At 72.3% G+C, this 26,008-nt stretch carries 25 protein-coding genes; 5 read left to right on the forward strand and 20 right to left on the reverse strand.

Annotation, left to right across the window (positions count from 1 at the left end):
* Window positions 1–129: 129 nt before the first annotated feature.
* Together DEJ28_RS10105 and fmt are read right to left on the reverse strand one after the other, a co-directional pair.
* The gene (locus DEJ28_RS10105) at window positions 130–1,713 is read right to left on the reverse strand and encodes an RsmB/NOP family class I SAM-dependent RNA methyltransferase (RefSeq protein ID WP_111114669.1); all 1,584 of its coding nucleotides are present in this window, start codon (window positions 1,711–1,713) and stop codon (window positions 130–132) included.
* Complete coding sequence (gene fmt / locus DEJ28_RS10110) at window positions 1,710–2,645, reverse strand: methionyl-tRNA formyltransferase (protein ID WP_111114670.1); 936 nt, start codon at window positions 2,643–2,645, stop codon at window positions 1,710–1,712. Before fmt ends, DEJ28_RS10105 begins: the two co-directional genes overlap by 4 nt.
* 159 nt (window positions 2,646–2,804) lie before the next feature.
* Between fmt and DEJ28_RS10115 the strand changes: the two genes are divergently transcribed.
* Window positions 2,805–3,137 (forward strand): DUF8129 domain-containing protein, encoded by a 333-nt coding sequence (locus tag DEJ28_RS10115; RefSeq protein WP_111114671.1) that lies wholly within the window; start codon window positions 2,805–2,807, stop codon window positions 3,135–3,137.
* A 15-nt stretch (window positions 3,138–3,152) separates the two neighbouring features.
* Window positions 3,153–3,614: a DUF4383 domain-containing protein gene (locus tag DEJ28_RS10120; protein WP_181433627.1), complete on the forward strand. Its 462-nt coding sequence runs from the start codon at window positions 3,153–3,155 to the stop codon at window positions 3,612–3,614.
* A 302-nt stretch (window positions 3,615–3,916) separates the two neighbouring features.
* Here the strand turns inward: DEJ28_RS10120 and DEJ28_RS10125 are convergent, their stop codons facing one another.
* The 14 genes from DEJ28_RS10125 to DEJ28_RS10190 all read right to left on the reverse strand — a co-directional run bounded on the left by DEJ28_RS10125 (window position 3,917) and on the right by DEJ28_RS10190 (window position 20,101).
* The gene (locus DEJ28_RS10125) at window positions 3,917–5,899 is read right to left on the reverse strand and encodes a primosomal protein N' family DNA-binding protein (protein ID WP_111114672.1); all 1,983 of its coding nucleotides are present in this window, start codon (window positions 5,897–5,899) and stop codon (window positions 3,917–3,919) included.
* 9 nt (window positions 5,900–5,908) lie between these two features.
* Window positions 5,909–7,123, reverse strand: a complete 1,215-nt coding sequence (metK, locus tag DEJ28_RS10130) for a methionine adenosyltransferase (RefSeq protein WP_111114673.1) — start codon at window positions 7,121–7,123, stop codon at window positions 5,909–5,911.
* A gap of 5 nt (window positions 7,124–7,128) precedes the next feature.
* The gene (gene rpoZ / locus DEJ28_RS10135) at window positions 7,129–7,392 is read right to left on the reverse strand and encodes a DNA-directed RNA polymerase subunit omega (RefSeq protein ID WP_111114674.1); all 264 of its coding nucleotides are present in this window, start codon (window positions 7,390–7,392) and stop codon (window positions 7,129–7,131) included.
* 27 nt (window positions 7,393–7,419) lie between these two features.
* Window positions 7,420–8,334: a guanylate kinase gene (gmk, locus tag DEJ28_RS10140; RefSeq protein ID WP_258367944.1), complete on the reverse strand. Its 915-nt coding sequence runs from the start codon at window positions 8,332–8,334 to the stop codon at window positions 7,420–7,422.
* Window positions 8,331–9,221, reverse strand: coding sequence for an orotidine-5'-phosphate decarboxylase (gene pyrF / locus DEJ28_RS10145; RefSeq protein WP_111114675.1), 891 nt, complete (start codon window positions 9,219–9,221; stop codon window positions 8,331–8,333). The genes gmk and pyrF overlap by 4 nt, the downstream gene beginning before the upstream one ends.
* Window positions 9,218–12,496 (reverse strand): carbamoyl-phosphate synthase large subunit, encoded by a 3,279-nt coding sequence (gene carB, locus DEJ28_RS10150; protein ID WP_111114676.1) that lies wholly within the window; start codon window positions 12,494–12,496, stop codon window positions 9,218–9,220. The genes pyrF and carB overlap by 4 nt, the downstream gene beginning before the upstream one ends.
* Window positions 12,496–13,695 (reverse strand): glutamine-hydrolyzing carbamoyl-phosphate synthase small subunit, encoded by a 1,200-nt coding sequence (carA, locus tag DEJ28_RS10155; protein WP_111114677.1) that lies wholly within the window; start codon window positions 13,693–13,695, stop codon window positions 12,496–12,498. Before carA ends, carB begins: the two co-directional genes overlap by 1 nt.
* Window positions 13,695–14,237, reverse strand: a complete 543-nt coding sequence (locus tag DEJ28_RS10160) for a PH-like domain-containing protein (RefSeq protein ID WP_111114678.1) — start codon at window positions 14,235–14,237, stop codon at window positions 13,695–13,697. Before DEJ28_RS10160 ends, carA begins: the two co-directional genes overlap by 1 nt.
* The gene (locus DEJ28_RS10165; RefSeq protein ID WP_111114679.1) at window positions 14,234–15,592 is read right to left on the reverse strand and encodes a dihydroorotase; all 1,359 of its coding nucleotides are present in this window, start codon (window positions 15,590–15,592) and stop codon (window positions 14,234–14,236) included. Before DEJ28_RS10165 ends, DEJ28_RS10160 begins: the two co-directional genes overlap by 4 nt.
* Window positions 15,589–16,617 carry an aspartate carbamoyltransferase catalytic subunit gene (locus DEJ28_RS10170; RefSeq protein ID WP_111114680.1) on the reverse strand — a complete coding sequence of 343 codons (1,029 nt, stop codon included), beginning with the start codon at window positions 16,615–16,617 and terminating at the stop codon, window positions 15,589–15,591. The genes DEJ28_RS10165 and DEJ28_RS10170 overlap by 4 nt, the downstream gene beginning before the upstream one ends.
* Window positions 16,614–17,183: a bifunctional pyr operon transcriptional regulator/uracil phosphoribosyltransferase PyrR gene (gene pyrR, locus DEJ28_RS10175; protein ID WP_111114681.1), complete on the reverse strand. Its 570-nt coding sequence runs from the start codon at window positions 17,181–17,183 to the stop codon at window positions 16,614–16,616. The genes DEJ28_RS10170 and pyrR overlap by 4 nt, the downstream gene beginning before the upstream one ends.
* A gap of 57 nt (window positions 17,184–17,240) precedes the next feature.
* A complete protein-coding gene (nusB, locus tag DEJ28_RS10180; protein ID WP_502866925.1) occupies window positions 17,241–17,756 on the reverse strand; it encodes a transcription antitermination factor NusB in 516 nt (171 codons plus the stop codon).
* Window positions 17,757–17,767: 11 nt separating this feature from the next.
* Window positions 17,768–18,331, reverse strand: coding sequence for an elongation factor P (gene efp / locus DEJ28_RS10185; RefSeq protein ID WP_111114682.1), 564 nt, complete (start codon window positions 18,329–18,331; stop codon window positions 17,768–17,770).
* Window positions 18,332–18,409: 78 nt separating this feature from the next.
* The gene (locus DEJ28_RS10190) at window positions 18,410–20,101 is read right to left on the reverse strand and encodes an ABC1 kinase family protein (protein WP_111114683.1); all 1,692 of its coding nucleotides are present in this window, start codon (window positions 20,099–20,101) and stop codon (window positions 18,410–18,412) included.
* Between the two features lie 121 nt (window positions 20,102–20,222).
* On the opposite strand from DEJ28_RS10190, the gene DEJ28_RS10195 reads away from it, so the two are divergent.
* Together DEJ28_RS10195 and DEJ28_RS10200 are read left to right on the forward strand one after the other, a co-directional pair.
* Window positions 20,223–20,537, forward strand: coding sequence for a hypothetical protein (locus DEJ28_RS10195; RefSeq protein ID WP_146248804.1), 315 nt, complete (start codon window positions 20,223–20,225; stop codon window positions 20,535–20,537).
* The gene (locus DEJ28_RS10200; protein WP_111114685.1) at window positions 20,537–20,731 is read left to right on the forward strand and encodes a hypothetical protein; all 195 of its coding nucleotides are present in this window, start codon (window positions 20,537–20,539) and stop codon (window positions 20,729–20,731) included. Before DEJ28_RS10195 ends, DEJ28_RS10200 begins: the two co-directional genes overlap by 1 nt.
* Before the next feature lie 12 nt (window positions 20,732–20,743).
* Here the strand turns inward: DEJ28_RS10200 and DEJ28_RS10205 are convergent, their stop codons facing one another.
* Window positions 20,744–21,358 (reverse strand): deaminase, encoded by a 615-nt coding sequence (locus DEJ28_RS10205; protein ID WP_111114686.1) that lies wholly within the window; start codon window positions 21,356–21,358, stop codon window positions 20,744–20,746.
* Between the two features lie 351 nt (window positions 21,359–21,709).
* On the opposite strand from DEJ28_RS10205, the gene DEJ28_RS10210 reads away from it, so the two are divergent.
* A complete protein-coding gene (locus DEJ28_RS10210) occupies window positions 21,710–23,026 on the forward strand; it encodes an LLM class flavin-dependent oxidoreductase (RefSeq protein ID WP_111114687.1) in 1,317 nt (438 codons plus the stop codon).
* On the opposite strand, the gene aroB is transcribed toward DEJ28_RS10210, so the two are convergent.
* Genes aroB through aroC form a run of 3 tightly spaced genes read right to left on the reverse strand, consistent with a single transcriptional unit; the run spans window position 23,023 to window position 25,966 of the window.
* A complete protein-coding gene (aroB, locus tag DEJ28_RS10215) occupies window positions 23,023–24,105 on the reverse strand; it encodes a 3-dehydroquinate synthase (protein WP_111114764.1) in 1,083 nt (360 codons plus the stop codon). The genes DEJ28_RS10210 and aroB overlap by 4 nt on opposite strands.
* Window positions 24,106–24,122: 17 nt before the next feature.
* Window positions 24,123–24,749, reverse strand: a complete 627-nt coding sequence (locus DEJ28_RS10220) for a shikimate kinase (RefSeq protein WP_181433628.1) — start codon at window positions 24,747–24,749, stop codon at window positions 24,123–24,125.
* Entirely contained in the window at window positions 24,746–25,966 is a 1,221-nt protein-coding gene (gene aroC, locus DEJ28_RS10225; RefSeq protein WP_111114766.1) for a chorismate synthase, read from the reverse strand. Before aroC ends, DEJ28_RS10220 begins: the two co-directional genes overlap by 4 nt.
* Window positions 25,967–26,008: the final 42 nt, after the last annotated feature.

Consider the following 26,008-nt stretch of genomic DNA (forward strand, 5'->3'; position numbering starts at 1 on the left):
GGGGTTGCGTTCACCGTGCAGGTCTCGGTCGCCCGCACCGAGTCCGGAACCTCGCACCGCACCGGACCAGGCCGCACCGCACCGCACCGCACCGCACCGCACCGGACCAGGCCGGACCAGACCGACCCGTCAGGCGACACGACGGAACAGCGCGATGAACATCGCGTCCGTCCCGACCCGGTGCGGCCAGAGCTGCGCGGTGTTGCCGTCCGCCACCTGCGGGTCGCGGGCGGCGACCGAGCGCACCACCGACGCGGTGTCGACCTGCTCGAGCACCCCGCCGTGCCGCGCCATCAACGCGTCGACCTGCCCCCGCGTCTCCGCGAGGTGCGGCGAGCACGTCACGTACGCGAGCGTCCCGCCCGGCGCGAGCACGCGCACCGCGGCGTCGAGCAGCTCGGCCTGCAGCGCGACGAGCTCGGGGATGTCCTCGGGCTGCTTCCGCCAGCGGGCCTCGGGACGACGACGGAGCGCGCCGAGCCCGGTGCACGGGGCGTCGAGGAGGACGCGGTCGAACGTGACACCGGAGCCGTCACGGCCGTACCGGCGCCCGTCGCCCTCGACCACGGTCACCGTGTCGTCGAAGCCGGCGAGGGCCTTCCGGACGAGGCCGACCCGCGCGTGCACGAGTTCGTTCGCGACGAGGGTGGCGCCGGACCGCGCGGCCTCGGCGGCGAGGAGCGCGGCCTTGCCACCGGGTCCGGCGCAGAGGTCGAGCCACCGCTCCCCCGCGCGGACCTCGGACGAACGGCTCAGCGCGAGTGCCGCCAGCTGCGACCCCTCGTCCTGCACACGCAGCCGTCCGGCCGCGACACCCGGCACCCGTGCCGGGTCGCCGGTGATGCCGCGGATCCCGACGGGCGAGACGGGCGGGTCCGGGACGTGGTCGCCCCCTCGGACGGGAGGCGCGGCCTCCGTGTCGACGTCGGTCTCGGCTCCCGGGTCGGTCGGCGCCGGCTCGGCGGTCGGCCCGTCCACGACATCGGTCAGGTCCACGACGGGGGACGAGGAGTCGTCGTCGGACGAGGACGCGTCGTCGGGAGCGGCGGCACGAGCGGCCGCGGCCTCGATGTCCTCGGCGGTCGCGATGCCCGGGAGCGCCGCGAGCTGCACGCGCGGCGCGACGTTGTCGGCGGCGAGCAGCGCGGCGAGTTCGTCCCGGGAGCGCTCGGCGGCGAGGGCGTCCCGGAGCGCGGACACGACCCAGACCGGGTGCGACCAGCGCGCGGCGAGCAGGGCGTCCCCGCCGCGGCCCTCGGTGATGAGCGCGTCCCACTCGTCGTCGGTGCGGGCGCCGACCTTGCGGAGGACCGCGTTGACGAACCCGGTGGCACGGTGGGCGCCGACCTCGCGGGCGAGCTCGACGGTGGCGGACACGGCGGCGTGGACCGGGGTGCGCATGCCGAGGAGCTGGTGCGCGCCGAGCCGCATGACGTCGAGCACGTCGGACTCGATGTTGTCGATGCGGCGGCCCGAGGCGAGGGCCACGATGGCGTCGTAGCGGCCGAGCATCCGGATCGTGCCGTAGGTCAGCTCCGTCGCGAAGGCGGCGTCGCGGGCGGTGAGCCCGGCACGCCGGATCCGCGTCGGCAGCAGCAGGTTCGCGTAGGCGTCGTCGACCTGCACGGCGCGGAGCACGTCGAAGGCGACCCGGCGTGCGCTCGTCTGGCGCGGCCCGTGGTTCCGGCGCTGCGCGGTGTTGGAGCTGCTCATGCGAGGACCTTCCCGTCGAGTTCGCCGAGACCACGGGCCCAGGCGGCGGCGTCCATCGCCTTCTTGCCGGCCGGCTGCACCTCGACCAGCGTGAGCGGCACGTCGGCGGTGCCCACCAGGAGACGGCCGTCGGCGAGTGCCAGTGCACCCGGGGCGAGGGACGGGGCGGGGGCGGGGGTGCCTCCAGTCCCGCTCGTGCTGCGGAGCAGCTTCACGCGGGTCTCGCCGAGGTGGGCGTACGCGCCGGGCTCGGGGGTCACCCCGCGGAGGCGGGCGTGCACGACGGCCGCGGGCGCGGCGAAGTCGATCCGGCCGTCCTCGATCGTCAGCTTCGGGGCGAGCGTGGGCTCACCGGACTGCTCGGTGGCGACGGCCGTCCCGGCGGCGATGTCGTCGACGACCCGCGCGACCACGTCCGAACCGACCTCGGCCATCGCGGCGAGGACCTCGCCGGCGGTCGCCTCGGGGTCGATGTCGAACGGCTCGCTCGCGTAGACGGGGCCGGCGTCGAGCGCGGCGACGAGCTGGAACACCGTCGCGGCGGTGCGGGTGTCGCCGGCCATCACGGCACGCTGCACCGGAGCGGCGCCGCGGTACGCGGGCAGGTCGGAGAAGTGCAGGTTGATCCAGCCGTGGCGGGGCGTGTCGAGCGCCGCACGGCGGAGGAGCGCGCCGTAGGCGACGATGACGCCGAGGTCGACGTCGAACTCCGCGATGCGCGCGGTGACCTCGTCGTCGACCCGGGACGCCTCGATGACGGGGATCCCGAGTTCCGCGGCGACCTGCGCGACCGGGGTGGGCGTGAGCACGCGCTTGCGGCCCTGCGGGGTCGCCGGACGGGTGAGCACCGCGGCGATCTCGTGCTCGGACGCCGCCAGCCGGCGGAGGGTGGGGACGGCCGCAGCGGGGCTGCCGGCGACGACGAGACGCATGGGTTCGATCCTCCCACGTCCGCGCCCGCCGGTCGTGCCGGGCGGTCGTGCCGGTCGGTCGTGCCGCCGGCTGTCCCGAGCGCGCGGGCGTGCCCGTTCCCTGTGCAACTCCGGAGAGCGGCCTGCGTAGCGTCTGGCGACACCGACGGAAGGAGCACCATGACCGACCGAGAACTCCCCATCCCGGACTTCGACCACGTCCCGCTCGGCAACCTGGCGGAGCACCTGGTCCCGCTCGACCGCGACCAGCTCGGCGTCCTGCTCGAGCACGAGACGGCGCACGGCGGTCGTCTCCCCGTGCTGGAGCTCCTCCGGCACCGGATCGAGGCACTCGACGCCGGTGCGGAACCCAAGGGCTCCGTGCCCGCCGACCTGCCCGAGGTGTCCGGCGGCACCCCGGCTCCCGCCGAGGTCTCGCCCGCGACCGCCGGACCGAAGATCAACCCGCCCTCGCAGGGCGTGCCCACCAACCCCGCGCAACCGCGCCGCTGAACCACAGGAGACACCATGAGCGACGTCACCACCTCCACCAACCGCTACGCGGGATCCGCGATCCAGAAGGTCACCCTGGTCGTGGGCATCGTGTTCCTGCTCGTCGGGATCGCCGGGTTCATCCCGGGCCTGACGACCGGCGACCTCGCCGGCGCCGGGCACGAGTCGATGGCCATGCTGCTCGGGGTCTTCCAGGTCTCGGTGCTGCACAACATCGTGCACCTGCTGTTCGGCGTCGTCGGGCTGCTCGCGGCGCGACGTGCCACGGGATCGCGGATGTTCCTCGTGATCGGCGGGATCGTCTACTTCGTGCTCTGGATCTACGGCCTGTTCACCGCGGGCCACAGCTCCGGCGCGAACTTCGTGCCGCTCAACAACGCGGACAACTGGCTGCACCTCGTGCTGGCCGTCGGCATGGTCGCCCTCGGCGTCGTGCTGCCGCGGGAGCGCCGCCGCCCGGTGGGCCCGGTCGCCTGACCGCACGCGGCCCGCGCGGCCGGTTGTCGCGCGGAGTCGCGCATGTTGCGACATCACACGCGACGATCGACGCGTGGATCGTCGGAACATGCGCAAGCAGAGGGTGCGCGCGCATGTTGCGACATCACACGTGACGAACGACGCGTGGATCGTCGGAACATGCGCACGCCGACACCCAGCCTGGAGGCGCGGGGTGCGTCCGGTGCGCAGGGCACCTCGCACGGCACCTCGCACCGTGCGGGGCCCGACGCCGCACGGCCACACCTCGCACGGTGCGAGGTACGCGGGGACGAGCGCGCTGGTCAGACCTCGCTGAAAGGCTCGGCGTCGTCGAGGCGCACCCGGAGCGACGGCGCCGCCCGACGCCGGTTGCCGCCGGGGAGCACGCGCCGGGTCGAGGACCGCCGGATCACCTCGGCCTTGAGCGTCGCTGCGACCTCGGCCCCGTGCGCGTAGGGGAAACGCACGATGGCGCGGACCGTCCCCGGGAGCGCGTCGTCCAGGGCAGGCACGGGTCCGAGCACGGGACCTGCCGTCGCACCCTCGAGGGCCTCGACCGCCGCGGTCACCGCTTCGTCGGTGCCGGTGAGCGTCGCCACCCGCACCGCCGGCGGGAAGTGCAGCTCGCGCCGGTCCGCGAGTTCGTCGTGCGCGGGGCCGTCGAGCCGCCACAGTGCCATCGCCGTCGCCAGCTTCCCGCCGATGCCGACGAGGTAGGTCTCCGCGCCCGGCGCACCCTTCGCGGCGGCGTTCGTCCAGAAGCGGAGGACGTCCTCCTGCACGCGGAGTCCCTCGCGGGCGAGCATGCGCTCCCCGTCGAGGAGCAGCACGCAGGCGTACCCGCCCGGGACCGACGGCTCGGCACTACGGGTGGCGACGACGACGGACGGTCGCGCCGGCACTTCGTCGAGCGGCCGGGAGCCGTCGGCGACGACGATCCGGGTGCCAGGGAAGGCCCGACCGAGTTCGTCTGCGGTGCGTTGCGCACCCTGCCCGACCGGCTTCACGGTGCCGTTGCCGCACGTCGGGCAGCGGAACCCGACCGCGAGGGCGCCGCAGAACCGGCACTGCGGGGTCGCGCCTCGGTGCGGACTGCCGAGCGGGCCGCCGCAGATCCGGCAGTGCGCCCGCTCGCCGCACTCGGCGCAGACCAACCCGGTGCCGAAGCCCGGGCTCGCGACCTGCACCAGGACGGCGCCGTGCTGACTTGCTTCACGGGCAGCCCGCCACGCCGAGCTCGGGATCCGGGCCTGCGCGGCGTAGCCCTCGGCGCCGGTCTGCTGGATCGTCGGGATGACCTTCGGGGTCTTCGCCCGGTACGGGGTGACCTCCCGCAGCCAGTGCAGCTCGACGAGTCGCTGCACGTCGGTGCTCCGCGCGTGCGAGACGAAGAGCAGGGCGGCGCCGGACTGCGCAGCCCGGACCAGGGCCACGTCGCGGGTGTGCACGTACGGGGCGCGGGGCTCGATGAACGAGGCATCCCCGTCGTCCCACATCGCGATGAGCCCGAGCTCGGTCGCGGGTGCGTACATCGCCGTGCGGTTCCCGATCGCGACGACCGGGTGGGTCCGAGCCTGCAGGAGTGCCTTCGCCCGCTGCCCGTTCGTCTGCTTGGCGTCGAAGCGGACGACCCGTTCCGGCGGCAGCAGGGCGAGGAGTGCCCGCTCGAGGTCCATGACGTCGCGGAAGTCGGGCACGGCGACCACCGCAGACTGCTCGGCGGCGACGGTCCGCGCTGCCGCCTGCGCGAGCGTCGCGGCCCACCCCGGAACCCACACGGGCGCGTCGTCGTCACCCAGGTCGACGGGGTGGGGGACGGCGGCGACCGCAGCCCGACCGTGGTCGGCGACCAGTGCCTCCAGGACGCCGTCGGCGAAGCCGGTGACGGGCGGAGCGGTGACCGCGGGAGGCGACCACGCCGTGTCACGGGCCAACCAGGCCTTCTCGGCGCGGACCTGCCGGGTGGGCACCGCCAGGCGCAGCACGTCGGACGCGACCCCCGCCGCTCGGTCGGCGACCGCGCGCGCGAGCGTCCAGATCTCCGGCGCGAGGACCGGCACCGGCGACAGCACGGTCTCGATCTGGCTGAGCTCCCCCGGGTACGTTCCTTCGGTGACGATCTCGACGACGTACGCGTCGGACATCCGTGCACCCGTGCGGAGCGGGACCTTCACGCGGACCCCGGGCACGCAGTCGTCCTCGAGCCCGGCCGGCACCCGGTAGTCGAACAGACGGTCCAACTGCGGGAGCGGCGAGTCGAGGACGACGCGCGCGACGGTGGTCACGCCGTGGCCTCAGACGGCTGCGGTGACGAGCCCTGCGGCAGCGCGGAGTTCCTCGACACGGTCGAGCTGCTCCCAGGTGAACCCGGGGAGCTCGCGGCCGAAGTGCCCGTACGTCGCGGTCTTGGCGTAGATCGGGCGGAGCAGGTCGAGGTCGCGGATGATCGCGGCCGGCCGCAGGTCGAACACCTGGCGGATCGCGGACTCGATCACGGCGTCGTCGACGTGGCCGGTGCCGAACGTCTCCACGTACAGCCCCACCGGCTTCGCACGGCCGATCGCGTACGCGACCTGCACCTCGAGCCGGTCGGCGAGCCCGGCCGCGACGGCGTTCTTCGCGACCCAGCGGAGCGCGTAGGCGGCCGAACGGTCCACCTTCGACGGGTCCTTGCCGCTGAACGCGCCGCCACCGTGACGGGAGGCCCCGCCGTAGGTGTCGACGATGACCTTGCGACCGGTGAGGCCGGCGTCGCCCTGCGGGCCGCCGATCTCGAAGCGGCCGGTCGGGTTCACGATGACGTCGACGTGCGACGAGTCGAGGTCGACCAGGTCGAGCACCGGACGGATCACGTGCTCGGTGATCGCCGCGGTGAGCTCGTCGAGCGTCACGGACGGTGAGTGCTGCGTGGAGAGGACGACGGTCTCGACGGTCTTCGGCACGACGCCGTCGTACCCGACGGTGACCTGGGTCTTGCCGTCGGGACGGAGGAACGTCAGCAGGCCGGTCTTGCGGACCTCGGCCAGGCGCTCGGCGAGGCGGTGCGCCAGCCAGATCGCGACCGGCATGTACTCGGGGGTCTCGTTCGTCGCGAAGCCGAACATGATGCCCTGGTCGCCCGCACCCTGACGGTCGAGCGGGTCGACGCCGGCACCGGAGCGCGCGTCGAGGGACTCGTCGACGCCCTGGGCGATGTCGGGCGACTGCGCGCCGATGGAGACCTCGACGCCGCAGGTGTGGCCGTCGAAGGAGACCTCGGACGAGTTGTAGCCGATGCCGGTGATGACGTCACGGACGAGCTTCGGGATCTCGACGTAGCCGGAGGTGGTGACCTCGCCGGCGACGTGGACGAGCCCCGTGGTGACCATCGTCTCGACGGCGACGCGCGCGTGCGGGTCGACCGTGAGCAGCGCGTCGAGGATCGTGTCCGAGATCTGGTCACAGATCTTGTCGGGGTGCCCCTCCGTCACCGACTCGGACGTGAAGAGGCGCAGAGCAGCTGCAGTCACCGCGGTCAGTCGGCGGGCTGCTGCTGCTTGGTGACGGTGAGCTTGTCCTCGTTGATCTCGTGCAGAGCCACGGAGAGCGGCTTGTCGTCGATCGTCGAGTCGACGAGCGGACCGACGTTGTCGAAGAGCGAGCCCTCGTGCAGGTCGGCGTAGTAGTCGTTGATCTGGCGCGCACGCTTCGACGCGAAGATGACGAGCGCGTACTTCGACTCGACCTTGCTGAGCAGGTCGTCGATGGGCGGGTCGATGATGCCCTGGGGGTTGGCCATGGTGTCTCCTCGAAGTCAGTGCACCCGTCAGGGCGCAGTGAACAAGTCTACGACCTCGCGTGCCGCCGTGCCGACATCTGAGTTCACGATGCGCACGTCGAACTCGTCCTGGGCGGCGAGTTCGACCTTCGCGGTGTCGAGTCGGCGGGCCTGTTCCTCGGCGGACTCGGTGCCGCGGCCGATCAGCCGGCGGACGAGTTCCTCCCACGAGGGCGGCAGCAGGAACACCAGGACGGCCTCGGGCATCGCGTCGCGGACCTGCCGAGCACCCTGCAGGTCGATCTCGAGCATCACCTTGTCGCCGGCGTCGAGCGCGCGGTCGATCGGGGGGCGCGGGGTGCCGTACCGGTACGAGTTGTGCACGGTCGCCCACTCGAGGAGCTCGCGGTCACGGATCATCCGGTCGAACTCGGCGTCGTCGACGAAGTAGTAGTGCACGCCGTCGACCTCGCCGGGGCGGGGCTTCCGGGTCGTCGCCGAGACGCTGAGGTTGACGTCCGGGTACTGCTCGCGGATGTGGGCGCTCACGGTGCCCTTGCCGACGGCCGTGGGTCCGGCGAGGACGACGAGCTTCGAGGTGCCGCGCTTGCGGCCCCTGGCGGCGAGCCAGTCGGCGAGCTCCGAGCGCTGTCGGGTGCCGAGGCCGCCGAGGCGCTTGGACGGTGCGATGCGCAGGTCTCCCATGATGCTCTCGGCGCGGGCCGGGCCGATGCCGGGCAGGCTCGTGAGCAGGTCCCGCACGCGCAGCGACTTCTCGGCGGGGGCGTCGTCGTCCGACCACGCGGTGCGGGCGACCTCGAGCGCGGACCGCTCCCCCGACGCGACGGCGGCCTTGACCGCTGCGCGGGCACGACGTGCTGCCACGGCGGCCTGTGCCGCGGCGACCCGGTCGACCTCGGGCGGGTTGCGGTGTGCGGGCAGGGCGTCGCGGTCGTCGCTCACGCGGCGGCCCCCAGCGCGGCCCGGATCCGCTCGGCACGGTCGGCGACGAGCGCCGCGACACCGTCGGGTCCGTCGGCGAGGAGGCCCCGCGACTCGCTCACGAGCACCTGCTCGGCGCGGGCGCCGTACAGCGCACGGAGGTCCTCGATGCGGGCACCCTGGGCACCGAAGCCCGGGGCGAGGACCGGCGCCGAGCCGATCGTGTCCGCGTCGATGCCGAAGTCGGCGAGGTCGAGGGTCGCGCCGAGCACGAGCCCGACGTCCCCGAGGGACTGGTCCCGGTTGTCGTCTGCCACGTCCAAGACGATACCGGCAGCCACGGACCGTCCGGCCCACGGGCCCTCGGCGAGGACCGCGGTCTGCAGCACGCGGGCCTCCGGGTTGCTCGTCGCTGCCAGCACGAAGACACCGGCACCATTCCGGCGCGCGAGCGCGACCGTCCCGGCGAGCGACCCGTACCCGAGGTACGGCGAGACCGTCATCGCGTCGGCCGCGAACGGCCCGTCACGGTCCAGCCACGCGAGCGCGTAGTCGTCCCCCGTCGTCCCGATGTCGCCCCGCTTGACGTCGGCGACGACCAGGAGGCCCGCATCACGTGCCCGACGGATGGTCGCGTCGAGTGCACGGTAGCCCGCGACCCCCGCGGCCTCGAAGAAGGCGACCTGCGGCTTCACGATCGCGGCGCGGCCCGCGGCCGCGTCCACCAGAGTCGCTCCGAAGGCCGTCAGGCCGGCCTCGTCGCGGCCGAGCCCCCACGCCGCCAGGGTGGCGGCGTGGGGGTCGATGCCGACGCAGAGGGCGGAACGCGACCCGATGGCGGATGCGAGCCGGACGCCGAAGGAGGCCGTGCCTCCAGTCCGGACCGTCTGCACGTCAGCGGCCGTCACCAGGTCGCACGCTCCAACGCGTAGTCCTGCAGGCTCCGGACGCTGCGCGGCGAACCGATCGTCTCGATCGCCGCGACCGCTGCCCCGAGCTGCGCGATGGTCGTGAAGAGCGGCTTGTCCGCCGCGACCGTGGCCGCACGGATCTCGTACCCGTCCGCACGACCGGCGGCGCCCGACGGCGTGTTGATGACGATGTCGACCTCGTTGCGCGTCAGCAGGTCGACGACGCTCTCGCCACCCTCGCTGTACTTCCCGACGAGCGTGACGTCGATGCCGTTGCGGCGGAGCACCTCGGCGGTGCCCTCGGTCGCGGTGATCGTGAAGCCGAGCTGCTGCAGGCGGTGCACCGGCAGCACGATGGCGCGCTTGTCGGTGTCGGCGACGCTCACGAACACGGTGCCGCTCGTCGGCAGGCCGCCGTACGCGGCCTCCTGAGACTTGAGGAACGCGCGGGGGAAGTCGCGGTCGATGCCCATGACCTCGCCGGTGGAGCGCATCTCGGGGCTGAGCACCGAGTCGACCACCTGGCCCTCGCGGGTGCGGAACCGGCGGAAGGGCAGGACCGCTTCCTTCACGGCGATGGGCGACTGCATCGGGACGAACGCGCCGTCGCGGGCCGGCAGGAGCCCCTCGGCGACGAGTGCGTCGACGGTGGTGCCGGTCATGATGCGGGACGCGGCCTTCGCGAGCGGGATGCCGAGCGCCTTCGAGACGAACGGGACCGTGCGGCTGGCGCGCGGGTTCGCCTCGAGGACGTAGAGCACACCGGCGCCGATGGCGAACTGCACGTTGAGCAGGCCGCGCACGCCGATGCCGCGGGCGATCTTCTCGGTCGCGTCGACGACGCCCTGGATCTCGGCGCGGCCGAGACCGACCGGCGGCAGGGTGCAGGCCGAGTCGCCGGAGTGGATGCCCGCCTCTTCCAAGTGCTCCATGATGCCGCCGATGTAGAGCCGCTCGCCGTCGAAGAGCGCGTCGACGTCGATCTCCACCGCGTCGTCGAGGAAGCGGTCGACCAGCAGCGGGAGCTCCGGGCCGATGATCGCCTGGTCGGCCATCCGGTCGAAGTAGTCGACGAGCGTCGCGGTGTCGTAGACGATCTCCATGCCGCGGCCGCCGAGCACGAACGACGGGCGGACGAGGACCGGGTAGCCGATCTCCTCGGCGACGGCGGTCGCGCTGGCGAGGTCGTGCGCGGTGCCGTTCCGGGGCGCGAGCAGCCCGGCCTGGTCGAGGATGGCGGAGAACTGCCCGCGCTCCTCGGCCGAGTCGATCGCTGCCGGCGAGGTGCCGAGGATCGGGATGCCCGCGGCCTCGAGCGGCTTCGCGAGCCCGAGGGCGGTCTGGCCGCCGAGCTGCACGACGACGCCGACGAGCTCGCCGGACGCCGCTTCGGCCTCGATGACCTCGAGGACGTCCTCGGTGGTGAGCGGCTCGAAGTACAGGCGGTCCGAGGTGTCGTAGTCGGTGGAGACCGTCTCGGGGTTGCAGTTGATCATGATCGTCTCGAACCCGGCGTCGCTCAGCGCGAAGGACGCGTGCACGCAGGAGTAGTCGAACTCGACGCCCTGCCCGATGCGGTTCGGGCCGGAGCCGAGGATGACGACCTTCTTGCGGTCGCTCGGGGCGACCTCGGTCTCGGCGTCGTACGACGAGTAGTGGTACGGCGTCAGGGCCGGGAACTCGCCGGCGCAGGTGTCGACGGTCTTGAACACCGGGCGGATGCCGAGCGCGTGCCGGGCGTCACGGGCGTCCTGCTCGCCGATCCCCCGCAGCGCGGCGATCTGGATGTCGCTGAAGCCGTGCTCCTTCGCCCAGCGCAGGGTGTCCGCGTCGAGCGTCTCCGCCGCGCGGACCTCGGCCGCGACCTCGTTGATGAGGACGATCTGGTCGATGAACCACGGGTCGATCTTCGTGGCCTCGAACACCTCGGCAGCGGTGGCGCCGGCGACGAGCGCCTGCTGCACGGTGACGATGCGGCCGTCGGTCGGGATCGCGGACTTCGCGAGCAGGGCGTCCTTGTCGAGCTCGTCCGCCGGGACGTCCCAGTGGAAGCTCGACCCGCGCTTCTCGAGCGAACGCAGGGACTTCTGCAGGGCGGTGGCGTAGTTGCGGCCGATCGCCATCGCCTCACCGACGCTCTTCATGGTGGTGGTGAGGGTGGCGTCCGCGGCGGGGAACTTCTCGAACGCGAACCGCGGGGTCTTCACGACGACGTAGTCGAGCGTCGGCTCGAAGCTCGCCGGGGTGACGCGGGTGATGTCGTTCTCGATCTCGTCGAGGCGGTAGCCGATCGCGAGCTTCGCGGCGATCTTGGCGATCGGGAAGCCGGTCGCCTTCGACGCGAGGGCCGACGAGCGGGACACCCGCGGGTTCATCTCGATGACGATGAGGCGGCCGTTCGCCGGGTCGACGGCGAACTGGATGTTGCAGCCGCCGGTGTCGACACCGACGCGACGGATGATGTCGATGCCGATGTTCCGCATGTTCTGGTACTCGCGGTCGGTCAGCGTCAGTGCGGGTGCCACCGTGATCGAGTCGCCGGTGTGCACGCCGACCGGGTCGACGTTCTCGATGGAGCAGATCACGACGGTGTTGTCGTAGTTGTCCCGCATGAGCTCGAGCTCGTACTCCTTCCAGCCGAGGATCGACTCCTCGAGCAGGACCTCCGTCGTCGGGCTCGACTGCAGCCCGTCGCCGACGAAGCGGATGAGTTCTTCCTCGTTGTACGCGAAGCCGGAGCCGAGACCGCCCATGGTGAAGGACGGGCGGACGACGAGCGGGTAGCCGAGGTCCTCGGCGTACGTCTTCGCCTCTTCCAGCGTGTGCGCGATGTGGCTCCGCGCGACGTCGGCGCCGGACTCGAGCACGAGCTCCTTGAAGAGCTGGCGGTCCTCGCCGCGCTGGATCGCGTCGACCTTCGCGCCGATGAGCTCCACGCCGTACTTGTCGAGGATCCCCTCGGCGTCGAGCTTGATGGCGGCGTTCAGCGCGGTCTGGCCACCGAGCGTCGGCAGCACGGCGTCCGGCTGCTCGATCTTGATGATCTCCTCGAGCGACGCGCTCGTGATCGGCTCGATGTAGGTCGCGTCGGCGAAGTCCGGGTCGGTCATGATCGTCGCCGGGTTCGGGTTGACGAGGATCACGCGGACGCCCTCGGCACGGAGGACGCGGCACGCCTGGGTGCCGGAGTAGTCGAACTCGGCGGCCTGCCCGATGACGATCGGGCCGGAGCCGATGACGAGGACGGAGTTGATGTCTGCGCGCTTGGGCATCAGTTCGCTTCCTTGGTGATGTCGGCTGCCGGGGTGGTGGCGTCGGCGGTGGCCGCGTCGAGCGGCGTCCCGTCACGTCGCGCGCGCACAAGGTCCGCGAACCGGTCGAAGAGGTACATGCTGTCGTGCGGACCCGCAGCGGCCTCGGGGTGGTACTGCACGCTGAAGGCGGGCACGTCGAGGGCGCGGAGGCCCTCCACCACGTTGTCGTTGAGCGAGTAGTGCGAGACCTCGACGCGACCGAAGCCGGCCGGGGACTCGAGGACCTCGCCGAGCGGCGCGTCGACCGCGAAGCCGTGGTTCTGGCTCGTGATCTCGACCTTGCCCGTGGTGGTGTCGAGCACCGGCTGGTTGATGCCGCGGTGGCCGAACGGCAGCTTGTAGGTGCCGAAGCCGAGCGCGCGACCGAGCAGCTGGTTGCCGAAGCAGATCCCGAAGAACGGCCGGCCGGTGCGCAGGCTGTCCTGCAGCAGTTCGACCTGCGCGTCCGACGCGGCGGGGTCGCCGGGGCCGTTCGAGTAGAACAGGGCGTCCGGTGCGAGGGCTTCCAGCTCCGGGGCGGAGATGTCCTGCGGCACCACGTGCACCTCGAAGCCGCGGGCGGCGAGGTACCGGGTGGTCGAGGCCTTCACGCCGAGGTCGAGCACGGCCAGGGTGCCGATCTGCTCGCCGACGGCGGGGACGACGTAGGTCTCCGGGGTGGACACGACCGCCGAGAAGCTCGCGCCGGCCATCGTCGCCTGCGACACGACCGCGTCCAGCTGCGACTCGGCGGGGAGCGCGGCGTCCGCGCCGCTGAACACGCCGCCCTTCATCGCACCGGCGTCGCGGATCCGGCGGGTGAGCGCACGGGTGTCGATGCCGGAGATGCCGACGATGCCGTCGCGGACGAGGTGCTCGTCGAGCGAGGCGTTCGCGCGGTGGTTCGACACCACGCGGCTGGGGTCGCGCACGACGTACCCGGCGACCCAGATGCGACGGGACTCGGGGTCCTCGTCGTTCACACCCGTGTTGCCGATGTGCGGCGCGGTCTGCACCACGATCTGTCCGGCGTAGGACGGGTCGGTCAGTGTCTCCTGGTACCCGGTCATGCCGGTCGCGAAGACCACCTCGCCGAGCGTGCGCCCGCGGGCGCCGTAGGCCCAGCCGTCGTACCGGGTGCCGTCCTCGAGGACCAGTACGGCCCGTTCGCGTGTCATCAGTTCGTCCCTTCGCCCGCGGTGTGCGGGTGTTCGTGCTTCGTCGACAGTCCCTGCAGGGCGACGAGCGCTGCTGCGTCGCCCTCCGGGAACCGGAAGTAGGTGTCGAGTTCCGTCGCTCCTGCGGCGCCGGTCGCCGTCCATCGCAGTCGGACCAGTCCCCCGGGCTCGACCACACGGTCGATGGCCCACGTGGCGCGGTCGGCGCCGCGGACGTCGTCGGCGGCGATCCACCGGTCGGCGGTCCCCGCGTGGTGCAGGACCACGCCGGTCTCGTGGACGGTCACGCCGCCGCGGCCCCGGAACCCGAGACCGCCCGCCGTGATCCGCTCGAGCGGCTGGTCAGCGCGGGTCGTCGCGACGGTGAACCCGTCCCAGGAACCGGCCGACGGTGACAGGTCGGTCGGCACACTGACTGGAGGCACGGCTTCCGCCTGCTTGCCGGCCCGCGTCCGCCAGGTGCGCACCATGGCGACGAACAGGGCGACGACGAGGGCGAGGATGATCCCGCCCTCGAGCCAGCGCAGCCCGTCACCGCTCATGCCGTGGCCCCGATCCGGGTCGCACGGGCGTGCGCCGCCACGGCGTCGGCATCGACGAGCCGTCCGTCGAGGAGCGTCGGGTACCCGTGGTGGAACGTCGCGACGACGCGTCCGGGGAGCCGCATGCCGAGGTACGGCGAGTTCTGCGACTGCCCGGCGAGGTCGGTGACCGCGTACTCACGGCTCGCTGACGGGTCGTACAGGGTGATCTCGGCCGGTGCGCCCTCGGCGATCCGCTGGCCGTGGCCCTCGACCTGCCCGATCGTCGCCGGCGCCTCGGAGAGCACCCGGGCGACGTCGGCCCAGTCGAGCTGCCCGCTCTCGACCACGGCGGCCTGCACGACGCTGAGCGCCGACTCGAGGCCGACCATGCCGTTCGCGGCCGCGGGCCACTCGCAGCACTTCGCCTCGGCGGTGTGCGGGGCGTGGTCGGTCGCGACGATGTCGATCGTCCCGTCGGCCAGCGCACCGCGGAGCGCGTCGACGTCCTCGCGGGAGCGGAGCGGCGGGTTCACCTTGTACCGGGCGTCGTACCCCGCGGCGCCCTCGTGACCGGCGATGAGGTCCTCGGTGAGGATCAGGTGGTGCGGCGTGACCTCGGCCGTGACGTCGATGCCGCGGGACTTCGCCCAGCGGATCACCTCGACGCTGCCGGCGGTCGAGACGTGGCAGACGTGCAGCCGGGCCCCGACGTGGTCGGCGAGCAGGACGTCGCGGGCGATGATCGCCTCTTCGGCGACGGCCGGCCAGCCCGCGAGTCCGAGTTCCGACGACAGCCGGCCCTCGTTCATCTGCGCGCCGATCGTCAGCCGGGGCTCCTGCGCGTGCTGCGCGAGCACCCCGCCGAAGCCCTTGATGTACTCGAGCGCCCGGCGCATGAGGAGCGGGTCCGACACGCACGAGCCGTCGTCCGAGAACACCCGGACCTTCGCGCGCGAGGTCGCCATCGCACCGATCTCGGACAGGTGCGTGCCCTGCAGCCCCTGCGAGACCGCGCCGATCGGGCGCACCGTGACGTAGCCGGCGTCGTCGCCGAGCGCCTGCACCTGCTCGACGACGCCCGCGGTGTCCGCGACCGGGCTGGAGTTCGCCATCGCGTTCACGGCGGTGAAGCCGCCGGCGGCCGCGGCACGCGAGCCGGTGAGGACGGTCTCCGACTCCTCGTGACCGGGCTCGCGCAGGTGGGTGTGGAGGTCCACGAGGCCAGGGAGGGCGATGAGTCCGTCGGCGTCGACGACCGTGGCGCCGGCCGCGTCGAGACTGGACCCGACCGCGGAGACGCGCCGTCCCTCCAGGAGGATGTCGGCACGCGTGCCGTCGATCAGCTGCGCGCCGCGGATGAGGTGGGCGGTCATGCGACGGTCTCCTTCGGTGCTGCTGCTGCGGCTGCCGCCGGGGCGGCGCCGGCTGCGGCTGTTCCTGCTGCGTGTGGGTGGGTGGCCTCGCTGCCCGTCAGGGCGAGGTAGAGGACCGCCATCCGGACCGAGACGCCGTTCTCGACCTGCTCGACCACCGTCGAACGGGGGTCGTCGGCGGCGACGCCGGCGATCTCGAGCCCGCGGTTCATCGGACCGGGGTGCATGATCAGCGTCCGCTCCGACAGCCGGGCGAACCGGCTCGCGGTGAGCCCCCAGTGCCGGGTGTACTCGCGGGGGTTGGGGAAGAACGCGTCGTTCATGCGCTCCTGCTGGATCCGGAGGGTCATCACGACGTCCGGGTCCTCGGCCAGCGCGGCGTCGAGGTCGTGGTGCACCGCGGCACCGAACGGCGAGGCCGTGGCGGGCAGCAGCGTCGGCGGGGCGGCGAAGGTGACGCTCGCGCCGAGGGTCCGGAGGAGCCAGGCGTTGCTGCGTGCGACGCGGCTGTGCAGGACGTCGCCGACGATGAGCACGCGGACGCCGTCGAGCGCCTGCCCGCGGCTCCCCGCACCGTGCAGCCGCCGGCGCATCGTGAACGCGTCGAGGAGCGCCTGCGTGGGGTGCTCGTGCGTGCCGTCGCCCGCGTTCACCACGGGCACGTCGATCCAGTCCGCGTCGGCGAGGACCCGCGGGGCACCCGACGCGCCGTGGCGCATCACGATGCCGTCGATGCCCATCGCGCCGAGGGTCTGCACGGTGTCCTTGAGGGACTCGCCCTTGGAGACGCTCGAGCCCTTCGCGGCGAAGTTGAGGACGTCGGCCGAGAGGCGCTTCGCGGCGGCCTCGAACGAGATCCGGGTGCGGGTGGAGTCCTCGAAGAAGAGGTTCACGACGGTCTTGCCGCGGAGCGCCGGGAGCTTCCGGACCTCTCGCGTGTTCACCTCGGCCATCTCCTCCGCGACGTCGAGGATGTGGATCGCCTCGTCTCGGGAGAGGTCGGCGGTGGAGAGCAGGTGCTTCACGACGCGACCCCCTGCGTCTCGCTCTGCTCGATGACGACCTCGTCGACGCCGTCGGTCTCGGTCAGGCGCAGCGTGACCCGCTCGTCGGACGCCGTCGGCAGGTTCTTGCCGACGTGGTCCGCGCGGATCGGGAGCTCGCGGTGGCCCCGGTCGACGAGGACCGCGAGGCGGACCGCACGCGGCCGGCCGATGCCCTGCAGCGCGTCGAGCGCTGCCCGGACGGTGCGGCCGGAGTACAGGACGTCGTCGACGAGCACGACGACCTTGCCGTCGATGCCGCCCGCCGGGATCGTCGTCCGCTGCGGTGCCCGGCCGATGCCGTGACCGAGGTCGTCGCGGTGCATCGTGACGTCGAGCGTGCCGACCCGCCGCGCGCCGTCGGTCGTCCACTCGGGCTCGATGTCGGCCAGGACGCGGTCGAGCCGCTCGGCCAGGACGGCACCCCGTGTCGGGATGCCCAGGAGCACGAGGTCCGAGGAACCGTGGTTGGCCTCGAGGATCTCGTGCGCGATGCGTGTCAGAGCACGCGTGATGTCGGAGTGCTGCAGGACCGTTCTGGTACCCACGCCGACCTCCTTCCCCGCCTCACCGGACGGACTTAAAGGATGCTGACGTGGTCAACCCTACCGGGACTCCTGGTCCCCTGCGACCGTCCGACCGGACGGTTCGGCGCTGTCGGCCCGGTCGGCGCTGCCGGCACGGTCGGCGCTGCCGGCCTTCTGGCCCGGGCCGCGTCCGCCGGCGACCGCACCGAGCACGCCGTTGACGAACCCGGCCGATTCCTCGGTCGAGAGCGACTGCGCGAGCTCGACGGCCTCGGCGATGGCGACGGCGTCCGGCACCTCGGCGTTGAACCGCAGTTCCCAGACACCCATGCGGAGGATGCACCGGTCGAGCACGGGCATGCGGGCGATGGACCAGCCCTGCGCGTGCTCGACGATGACCTTGTCGATCTCCGCACGGTCCTCGTCGACGCCGTTCACGATCTGCCGCGCGTAGTCCCAGCTGGAGGCGCGCTCCGGCTGGTCCAGGTGGCGGACGGTCTCGGTGGCGAGGACGTCCGAGATCGGGAGTTCCCGCACCTCGGCCACGTACAACATGTCGAGGGCGCGCTTGCGGGCCTTGGAACGAGCACTCATCCGGTCAGCGCCTAGGAGTTGACGCGGCCGAGGAAGTTGCCGTCGCGCGTGTCGATCTTCACCAGCGTGTCGGTCTCGAGGTACAGCGGCACCTGGATCTGGTAACCGGTCGCCTTGATCGTCGCGGGCTTGGTGCCGCCCGAGGAGCGGTCGCCCTGCAGGCCGGGCTCGGTTTCGATCTCGGTGACGATCGACGTCGGGAGCTCGATGTAGAGCGGCGTGCCCTCGTTGATCGCGATGGTGACCATCGCCGACTCGAGGAGGAAGTTCTTCGCGTCGCCGACGACCGTCGCGGGGACCGGGATCTGGTCGTAGGTGTCGGTGTCCATGAACACGTACGAGTCGCCGTCCTCGTAGAGGTACTGGTAGTCGCGGCGGTCGACGGTCGCGGTCTCGATCTTCGCACCGGCGTTGAAGGTGCGGTCGACGACCTTGCCCGACACGACGTTCTTGAGCTTGGTGCGGACGAACGCGCCGCCCTTGCCCGGCTTGACGTGCTGGAACTCGACGACCGACCAGAGCTGCCCGTCGATGATGAGAACGGCGCCGTTCTTGATGTCAGTGGTACTGGCCATGAGTCTTCGGTGTCCCGTTCGGTCGTGTGTTGTGAAGGTCTGCGGGCGTGAACGCCCCGGACGAGTGTAGCGGACCGCTCATCCACGCCTCCGCGCGAGTGCCGCTTCGATCGCCGCCCACCCGAGCAGCACGACGGCCGCTCCCCCGAGGAGCGCCCCGGCGACCCCGGTGGAGAGGACGGCGGTGGGACGGGCCGGCAGCGCCAGGTAGACGATCGAGAGGATGCCGGCCCCGGAGCCGAGCAGGACCAGCAGCACGCGGCGGATGACCGCGTCGAGCGTGCGGCGGTCCCGCCGGTCGGCGAAGAGCCGGATGTTCACCGACAGCCTGCCGGTCTCGATCGCCTCGCCGATGCGGTCGACGCGCCGCGGGAGCCGCCGGGCCGCTGACACCACGCCGAGGAGCTCACGGACCGCGACGTCCCGGATCTTCCCCGGACGCAGCTGGTCTCGGATCTGGTCGCGTGCGAGTCCGCGGGACTCCTCGAGCAGGTCGAAGGACGGTGCGAGCGTGCGGAGCGTGCCCTCGAAGATCGCGAGGGCCCGGGCCGCGGCGACGAAGTCCGGCGGCGCCTTGAGCCGGTAGCGCCCGAAGACCTCGACGGCATCGTCCACGGTCTCGACGCCGATGCGCGCGCCCGGCCCGAGCTCGTCCGCGACGAACCGTGCGATGTCCCGGCGGAAGTCCGGTTCGTCCTGCGGGTCGCGCACCGGTGCCATCCGCAGCACGGCGTCGGCGATCCGCGCGGTGTCGTCCTGCAGGTACGCCGCCAGGAGCTCCTGCACGATGTCCCGCAGCCCGGGGTCGAGCCGGCCGACGGACCCGAAGTCGATGAGCGCCGGTCGGCCGTCCGGCAGCAGGATCACGTTCCCCGGGTGCAGGTCGGCGTGGTAGATCCCGTCGAAGACCACCTGGCGGAGGAACGTCCGCAGGATCGCCCGCATCGGCTCGTCGAGGTCGCGGTCGGACCGCTCGGCGCGCAGGGCGCTCAGGGTGTCGCCCTCGAGGAACTCCATCACCATGACCCGGCGCCCGGAGAGCTCCTCGTGCGGCGTCGGGAAGACGACCTCGTCCGGGCTGGCGCTCCGAGCCTGGGCCGCGCGGAGCGCCGCCAGGTTCCGCATCTCCGAGTTGAAGTCCACCTGGCGGACGAGGTCCGCCGCGTACTGCGCGGCGACGTCCTGCACCCCGACCTGCCGTGCCTCGGCCGACCACCGCGCCATGAACCGGACCACCCGGAGCGCGATGTCGACGTCACGGCGCACCGCCTGGTCGATGCCGGGGCGCTGCACCTTCACCGCCACCTCGGTGCCGTCCTGCAGGCGTGCGCGGTGGACCTGGGCGATCGAGGCGGCCGCCACGGGCACGGGGTCGAACGTCCGGAAGACCTCGTCGACAGGAGCGCCGAGCTCCCGCTCGAGGAGCGCTGCGACCTCGTCCGGCGGCGCCGGACGGACGCTCCGCTGCAGGTGCGCGAGCCCCTCGGTCCACTCCTCGGGCAGCAGGTCGTCACGGGTCGAGAGCAACTGGCCCATCTTCACGAACCCGCCGCCGGCCTCCTCGAGCGCCCGTCGGAGGTGGTCCGCCTGCCGGGTGCGGAGTGCGGACCGCTCCGGGTCGTGCGAGAAGTCGAGCCGACGGAACGGCAGCAGCTCGTGGCGGCGGGCGATCGCGAGGAGCTCGGCGAAGCGCCGGCCGCGCGATCGGAGGGTTCCGGCCTCGACGGCCGGGGAGCCGGCGAGGTCGCTCAGGCGGGGCGGGTTGGGCACGGTGCCAGTCTGCTCCCCCGTCCTGCGTGGTCGGTTCCTCCCCAGCCTGGAGGCGCGGGTCGCCGTCCACAGATCGGCCGACGCCGTCGTCGGGCCGCGTCCACGGCGTCAGGGTGGGGTGATGGAGACAGCACTGATCACGGCCCTCATCGCCGCTGCCGCGGCGATCGCCGCCGCGGTCGTCAGCTGGTTCGGCGCCTTCCAGAACCGCCGGACTGCCGATCGTGATCAGGCGTGGAAGCGCTTGACCTGGGCGATACGTGCTCGCCGATCCCAAGCGGAATACGACATCTCGAGAACTGTGCTCGAGCGGATGATGACCGTACGGTGGGCCTCGAAAGCGGACCAGAACCTGGCGGTCCGGGCGCTCCGCCGCCACGCTCCGCCCGATCGCGACCCCGACCCCGACCGCGACCCCGACCCCGAGGATGCCTGATGCCACTGTTCGCACCGCTGCCGGACCGACCACAGTTCGTGATCGACGGCGACGACCACGATGACGCCGTCATCATCGCGTGGGTCGAGGGCGCCACGGTCGAAGAATGGCTCGAGGCCGAGCGCACCGGGGTGACGACACTGTCCATGCACGTGAAGTGGTGGTGGCGGCGGACCCGCCGTGTCCTGCGCTGAGCGACGCGCGCGTCAGGCGCCGTCGCCGTTGTAGCGCGCGGTGGTCCCGGCCTCGACGAGCTCACGGAAACGGTGCAGGGCGTGCTCCGCACCCACGTCGTGCTCCTGGTGGACGTCGATGCCCCGTGCGCGGAGCTGCTCCTGCCAGTCGCCGGGCACGGGCCCCTCGTCGAACCCGGTGATGCGCTCGACCGTGGCGCAGTCGGCGCCGAACTCCACCGCGGACACCCCCGACCAGAGGAGCGCACCCAGGCACATCACGCACGGCTGCGCGTTCACCACGAGGGTCCGGCGCCGCCCGACGTCACGCCCGAGGTTCCAGGCGCCGGTCCTCGCGTGCGCCAGACCGAGGGTGACGACCTCGGCGTGCATCGACGCGACGTTCGAGTGCAGGACGAGGTTCGTGCCGATCGACACCACCTCGGCGGACTCCTCGTCGACGACCACCGCCGCGAACGGACCGCCGGTGCCCTCCTCGACGTTCCGGGTGGCCAACTCGGTCACGAGGGCGAACCGACCCGCCCGGGTCGGCAGGTGCGCGGGAGCCGCGGCCTGGGCGCCCCGCAGCCAGTCGGGAACGCCGACACGGAGCTCGGTGGGGAACGGGGCGAGAACTGGTCCGGACATGGCGAGGACGCTAGCCGCGGATGGTTTCGAGGGTGTTTCCCGGTCGAAACGCGGCGGAAACACCTCGCCCGTAGCGTCGCTCGCACCGGTCCTGCACGACCGGCCGGACGCAGGAGGTGGCAGCGATGACGGCACACGACTCCGAGTACGCACCGCGCCGCTGGCCGCGTGGCGCGATCGCGCACGGGCACTGAAGCGGACCGGACCCGACCGGCCGGCGCACCACGCGTCGGCCCCGCCGCAACGTCCCCCCGTCGGTCACCTGCGCCGACCCACCCGCCGTGCCGCGCCTCCCGTCCGTCGTGTCGGACGCGCGCCGCCCCGTTCGTCGTCCCCTGAGAGGACACCACCGTGCAGCAGATCCACCTCGCCCTGTTCCTGTTCCCCGGCTACCACCTCGGCGCGTGGCGCCTGCCCGACGCCGTGCCCGAACTGGACCTCGGCATCGAGCACTACGTCCGCGCCGCCGAGCTCGCCGAGGAGGCGAAGCTCGACGCGCTGTTCTTCGAGGACCAGGCCGCCGTCCGCCGGAGCAACGACATCCTCGCCGGCGACACGTACGGCGCCGCCAACCCGCGGTCGATCCACTTCGACCCGACGATGCTGCTCCCCGCCCTCGCGATGCGGACCTCGCGGCTCGGGCTCGCGGCGACGTCGACCACGACCTTCAACGACCCGTTCAACCTGGCCCGGCGGTTCTCGACGCTCGACCACATCAGCAACGGCCGAGCTGGGTGGAACCTCGTGACGTCGTTCAACGAGGACGAGGCGCAGAACTTCGGGCTCGACGCGCACGTGCAGCACGCGGCCCGGTACGAACGGGCGAGCGAGTTCGTCGACGTCGTGACCGGGCTCTGGGACGGGTGGGACCCCGACGCGATCGTCCGCGACAAGGAGTCCGGCACCTACTTCGACGTCGAGAAGATGCGGTTCCTGCAGCACGAGGGCGAGCACTTCCGGGTCCGCGGACCGCTCACCACCGGCCGGAGCCCACAGGGGCGGCCGGTGGTGTTCCAGGCGGGCGCGTCCGAGCCCGGGCGCGAACTCGCGGCACGGACGGCGGACGTCGTCTTCACGCTGCAGTCCGACCCGACTGCGAGCCGTGCCTTCCGCGACGACATCCGTGCTCGCGCCGAACGGTTCGGGCGCGACCCGGAGCACGTGAAGGTGCTGGTCGGGATGACGCCGATCGTGGGCGACACCGACGAGCTCGCTCACGACCTCGCCGACGAGATGATGGCGCTCATCCCCGACGACCTCGCGTTGGCCAACCTCGGGCCGCTCGCCGGCGGGGTCGACTTCCGGCAGTTCGACCCGGATGCGCCCGTCCCCGAGCTGCCCGAGTCGAACGCGGGCAAGTCCCACCGCGAAGCGATCATGTCGGTGTCGCGCGACCAGGGACTCTCGACGATCGAGACCGCCCGGTACTTCGCCGAGGGCAGCTACCGGAAGGTGATCGGGTCACCCGCGACGATCGCCGACACCATGCAGGAGTGGTCCGAGGCCGGAGCCTGCGACGGGTTCCTCGCGGTGCCGACGCACTTCCCGACCGGGGTCGAGGCCTTCACCCGGAAGGTCGTTCCCGAGCTGCAGCGCCGCGGGCTGCACCGGACCGAGTACACGGGCCGGCACCTCCGCGACCACCTCGGCGTCAGGCGGTACGCCTAGACGCCCACCTCTTGGTAGGCGGTGAACAGCAGGTGGTCCTCGGGTCCCTCGAGCGTCACCGGCTTGCCGACCCCGTCGAGGATGATGAACCGGAGCATGCCGGCGCGGGCCTTCTTGTCACGGCGCATCGTGGCGAGGAGGCCCTCCCAGCGACCGGCTCCGTACGTCGTCGGGAGCTCGAGCGACTCGAGGATCGCCCGGTGCCGGTCGACCGTGGCGTCGTCGAGGTGTCCGGTCAGACGGGCGAGCTCGGCCGCGAAGACCATGCCGACCGACACCGCCGCACCGTGGCGCCACTGGTAGCGCTCGGCGTGCTCGATGGCGTGCCCGAGGGTGTGGCCGTAGTTGAGGACCTCCCGGCGGCCCTGCTCGGTGAAGTCGTCCGAGACGACCTCGGCCTTGAGCTGGATCGCGAGTTCGACGACCCGCCGGAACTCGGGCGTGGTCGGGTCGGTGACCCGCGCGACGTCGGCCTCGACGATGTCGAGGATCTCCGGCACGGCGATGAAGCCGGCCTTCACGATCTCGGCGAAGCCGGTGAGGATCTCGTTGCGCGGCAGGGTCCGGACCAGGTCGAGGTCCGCCACGACCGCGCGCGGCGGGTAAAACGCGCCGACGAGGTTCTTGCCCTCGTTCGTGTTGATGCCGGTCTTGCCGCCGACGCTCGCGTCCACCATGCCGAGCACGCTCGTCGGGATCGCGATGTACGGCACGCCGCGCAGCCACGTGGCGGCGACGAAGCCGGCCAGGTCGGTCACGGCGCCGCCGCCGAGGCCGATCACCGCGTCGGTGCGGGTGAAGTCGGACTGCCCCAGGATCTGCCAGCAGAACGCGGCCACCTCGACGCGTTTGGCGCCCTCGGCGTCGGGCACCTCGGCGATGAGGGCCTCGAGTCCGGCGGCCGCGAGCAGGTCGCGCAGGCCGTTCGCCCGGGCACCGAGCGTCGGTGCGTGCACGATGAGGACCTTGGCGACCCGCGGTCCGAGGAGCGCCGGCACCGAGCCGAGCAGGTCGTTCCCCACGGCCACGACGTAGCCGTCGTCGCCGCCCACGCGGATCTCGGTGGTGCCCTCCGGCAGGATCTGGGCCGAGTCGGTCACGGTGCTCCTTCGTTGGTGGTTCCGGGTGCGTCACCGGCTGTGCCGTCGGTGGCGCTGCCGTCGGCGGCGCTGCCGTCGATCGTGCTGCTGCCGTCGGCCGTGGCGCTGCCGTCGGCGGACCGCAGCCATGCGACGACGTCGTCGACGACGTGCGACATCGGCCGACGGGAGGTGTCGAACACAGCGTGGGCGAGCTCGGCGTAGGTCGCCGCCCGCGCGTCCATGATGGTCTGCCAGGCGTCGATCCCGCCGTCGGCCAGCAGCGGTCGGTCACTGCCGGCGATCCGATCGGCGACGGCCTCCGGTGAGACGGTGAGCAGGACCACGCGGGCACCCGCCAGGGCCTCGCGTGTCGCCGCGTGCGTGACTGCGCCGCCCCCGACGGCGATCACGCCGCCGGTGGCCACGGCGTCACGAACCGCAGCCGCCTCGAGCTCGCGGAAGGCCGATTCGCCGCGGTCCGCGAAGATCCCCGGGATCGGCCCGTGCTCACGCACGATCGCCCGGTCGGTGTCGGTGAAGGGGACGCCGAGCGCCTTCGCGACGCGCTTGCCGACGCTCGACTTCCCAGCGCCCATCGGGCCGATGACGACGACGGGGGCCGCGGGTGCGGGCGTGCTCACCAGGCGGTGGAGTGCTCGGCGGCCTCGGTGCGTCGGCTGCGGAGGGTCTCCGGGATCGATGCCAGGTAGGCGTCGAGGTTCCGCTTCGTCTCGACGACGTTGTCGCCGCCGAACTTCTCGAGTACGGCGTCGGCGAGGACGAGCGCGACCATGGCCTCGGCCACGACACCCGCGGCCGGCACGGCGCAGACGTCGGAGCGCTGGTGGTGCGCCGAGGCGTCCTCACCCGTGGTGACGTCGATGGTGTGCAGGGCGTGCGGGACGGTCGCGATCGGCTTCATGCCGGCGCGGACGCGCAACACGGTGCCGGTGGACATGCCGCCCTCGGTGCCGCCGGCGCGGTCGGTGGTGCGGATGATCTCGCCGTCCTCGCGGTACAGCTCGTCGTGCGCCTCGGAACCGCGGCGCGCAGCGGTGGCGAAGCCGTCGCCGACCTCGACGCCCTTGATCGCCTGGATGCCCATGATCGCCGCGGCCAGCCGGGCGTCGAGCCGGCGGTCCCACTGCACGTGCGAGCCGAGCCCCGGCGGGACGCCGTAGAACAGCACCTCGACGACACCGCCGAGGGTGTCGCCGTCCTTCTTCGCCGCCTCGACCTCGGTGACCATCCGGGCGGAGGTCTCGGCGTCGAAGCAGCGCAGCTGGTCCTCGTCGAGACGGTCGACGTCGTCGGGGAGCGGCAGTGCGGTGCCGTCGGGCACGCGGACCGTGCCGACCTGCAGCGTGTGCGCGACCGAACGGATGCCGAGCTCGGCCAGGAAGGACTTCGCGACGGCGCCGAGCGCCACCCGGGCCGCGGTCTCGCGGGCCGAGGCGCGCTCGAGGATCGGTCGGGCCTCGTCGAAGCCGTACTTCTGCATGCCGACCAGGTCGGCGTGACCCGGACGCGGTCGCGTCAACGGGGCGCTGCGGCCACGGGAGAGCTCGGTCTGCTCGACGGGTTCGGGGTTCATGACCTCGACCCACTTCGGCCACTCGGTGTTGCCGATCCGGATCGCGATCGGGCTGCCGAGGGAGTACCCGTGCCGGACACCACCGGACACGTGCAGTTCGTCCTGCTCGAACTTCATGCGGGAGCCGCGGCCGTAGCCGAGCTTGCGTCGCGCGAGGTCGGTACGGATGGACTCGAACGAGACCGGGACACCCGCGGGCAGGCCCTCGAGCATCGCGATCAGTTCGGGTCCGTGGGACTCACCAGCGGTCAACCAACGAAGCATGGTGCCCATCTTCCCACAGCGCACACCCGTGCGACGCGACCC

It is taken from the genome of Curtobacterium sp. MCPF17_002, assembly GCF_003234115.2.
Classification (GTDB): Bacteria; Actinomycetota; Actinomycetes; order Actinomycetales; family Microbacteriaceae; genus Curtobacterium.

What these genes read in the sequence shown, in the direction of transcription:
- DEJ28_RS10105 (WP_111114669.1), bottom strand. Translation starts at nt 1,713, where the DNA reads ATGAGCAGCTCCAACACCGCGCAGCGCCGGAACCACGGGCCGCGCCAG.
- fmt (WP_111114670.1), bottom strand. Translation starts at nt 2,645, where the DNA reads ATGCGTCTCGTCGTCGCCGGCAGCCCCGCTGCGGCCGTCCCCACCCTC.
- DEJ28_RS10115 (WP_111114671.1), top strand. Translation starts at nt 2,805, where the DNA reads ATGACCGACCGAGAACTCCCCATCCCGGACTTCGACCACGTCCCGCTC.
- DEJ28_RS10120 (WP_181433627.1), top strand. Translation starts at nt 3,153, where the DNA reads ATGAGCGACGTCACCACCTCCACCAACCGCTACGCGGGATCCGCGATC.
- rpoZ (WP_111114674.1), bottom strand. Translation starts at nt 7,392, where the DNA reads ATGGCCAACCCCCAGGGCATCATCGACCCGCCCATCGACGACCTGCTC.
- carB (WP_111114676.1), bottom strand. Translation starts at nt 12,496, where the DNA reads ATGCCCAAGCGCGCAGACATCAACTCCGTCCTCGTCATCGGCTCCGGC.
- carA (WP_111114677.1), bottom strand. Translation starts at nt 13,695, where the DNA reads ATGACACGCGAACGGGCCGTACTGGTCCTCGAGGACGGCACCCGGTAC.
- DEJ28_RS10160 (WP_111114678.1), bottom strand. Translation starts at nt 14,237, where the DNA reads ATGAGCGGTGACGGGCTGCGCTGGCTCGAGGGCGGGATCATCCTCGCC.
- DEJ28_RS10165 (WP_111114679.1), bottom strand. Translation starts at nt 15,592, where the DNA reads ATGACCGCCCACCTCATCCGCGGCGCGCAGCTGATCGACGGCACGCGT.
- nusB (WP_502866925.1), bottom strand. Translation starts at nt 17,756, where the DNA reads ATGAGTGCTCGTTCCAAGGCCCGCAAGCGCGCCCTCGACATGTTGTAC.
- efp (WP_111114682.1), bottom strand. Translation starts at nt 18,331, where the DNA reads ATGGCCAGTACCACTGACATCAAGAACGGCGCCGTTCTCATCATCGAC.
- DEJ28_RS10195 (WP_146248804.1), top strand. Translation starts at nt 20,223, where the DNA reads ATGGAGACAGCACTGATCACGGCCCTCATCGCCGCTGCCGCGGCGATC.
- DEJ28_RS10200 (WP_111114685.1), top strand. Translation starts at nt 20,537, where the DNA reads ATGCCACTGTTCGCACCGCTGCCGGACCGACCACAGTTCGTGATCGAC.
- DEJ28_RS10205 (WP_111114686.1), bottom strand. Translation starts at nt 21,358, where the DNA reads ATGTCCGGACCAGTTCTCGCCCCGTTCCCCACCGAGCTCCGTGTCGGC.
- aroC (WP_111114766.1), bottom strand. Translation starts at nt 25,966, where the DNA reads ATGCTTCGTTGGTTGACCGCTGGTGAGTCCCACGGACCCGAACTGATC.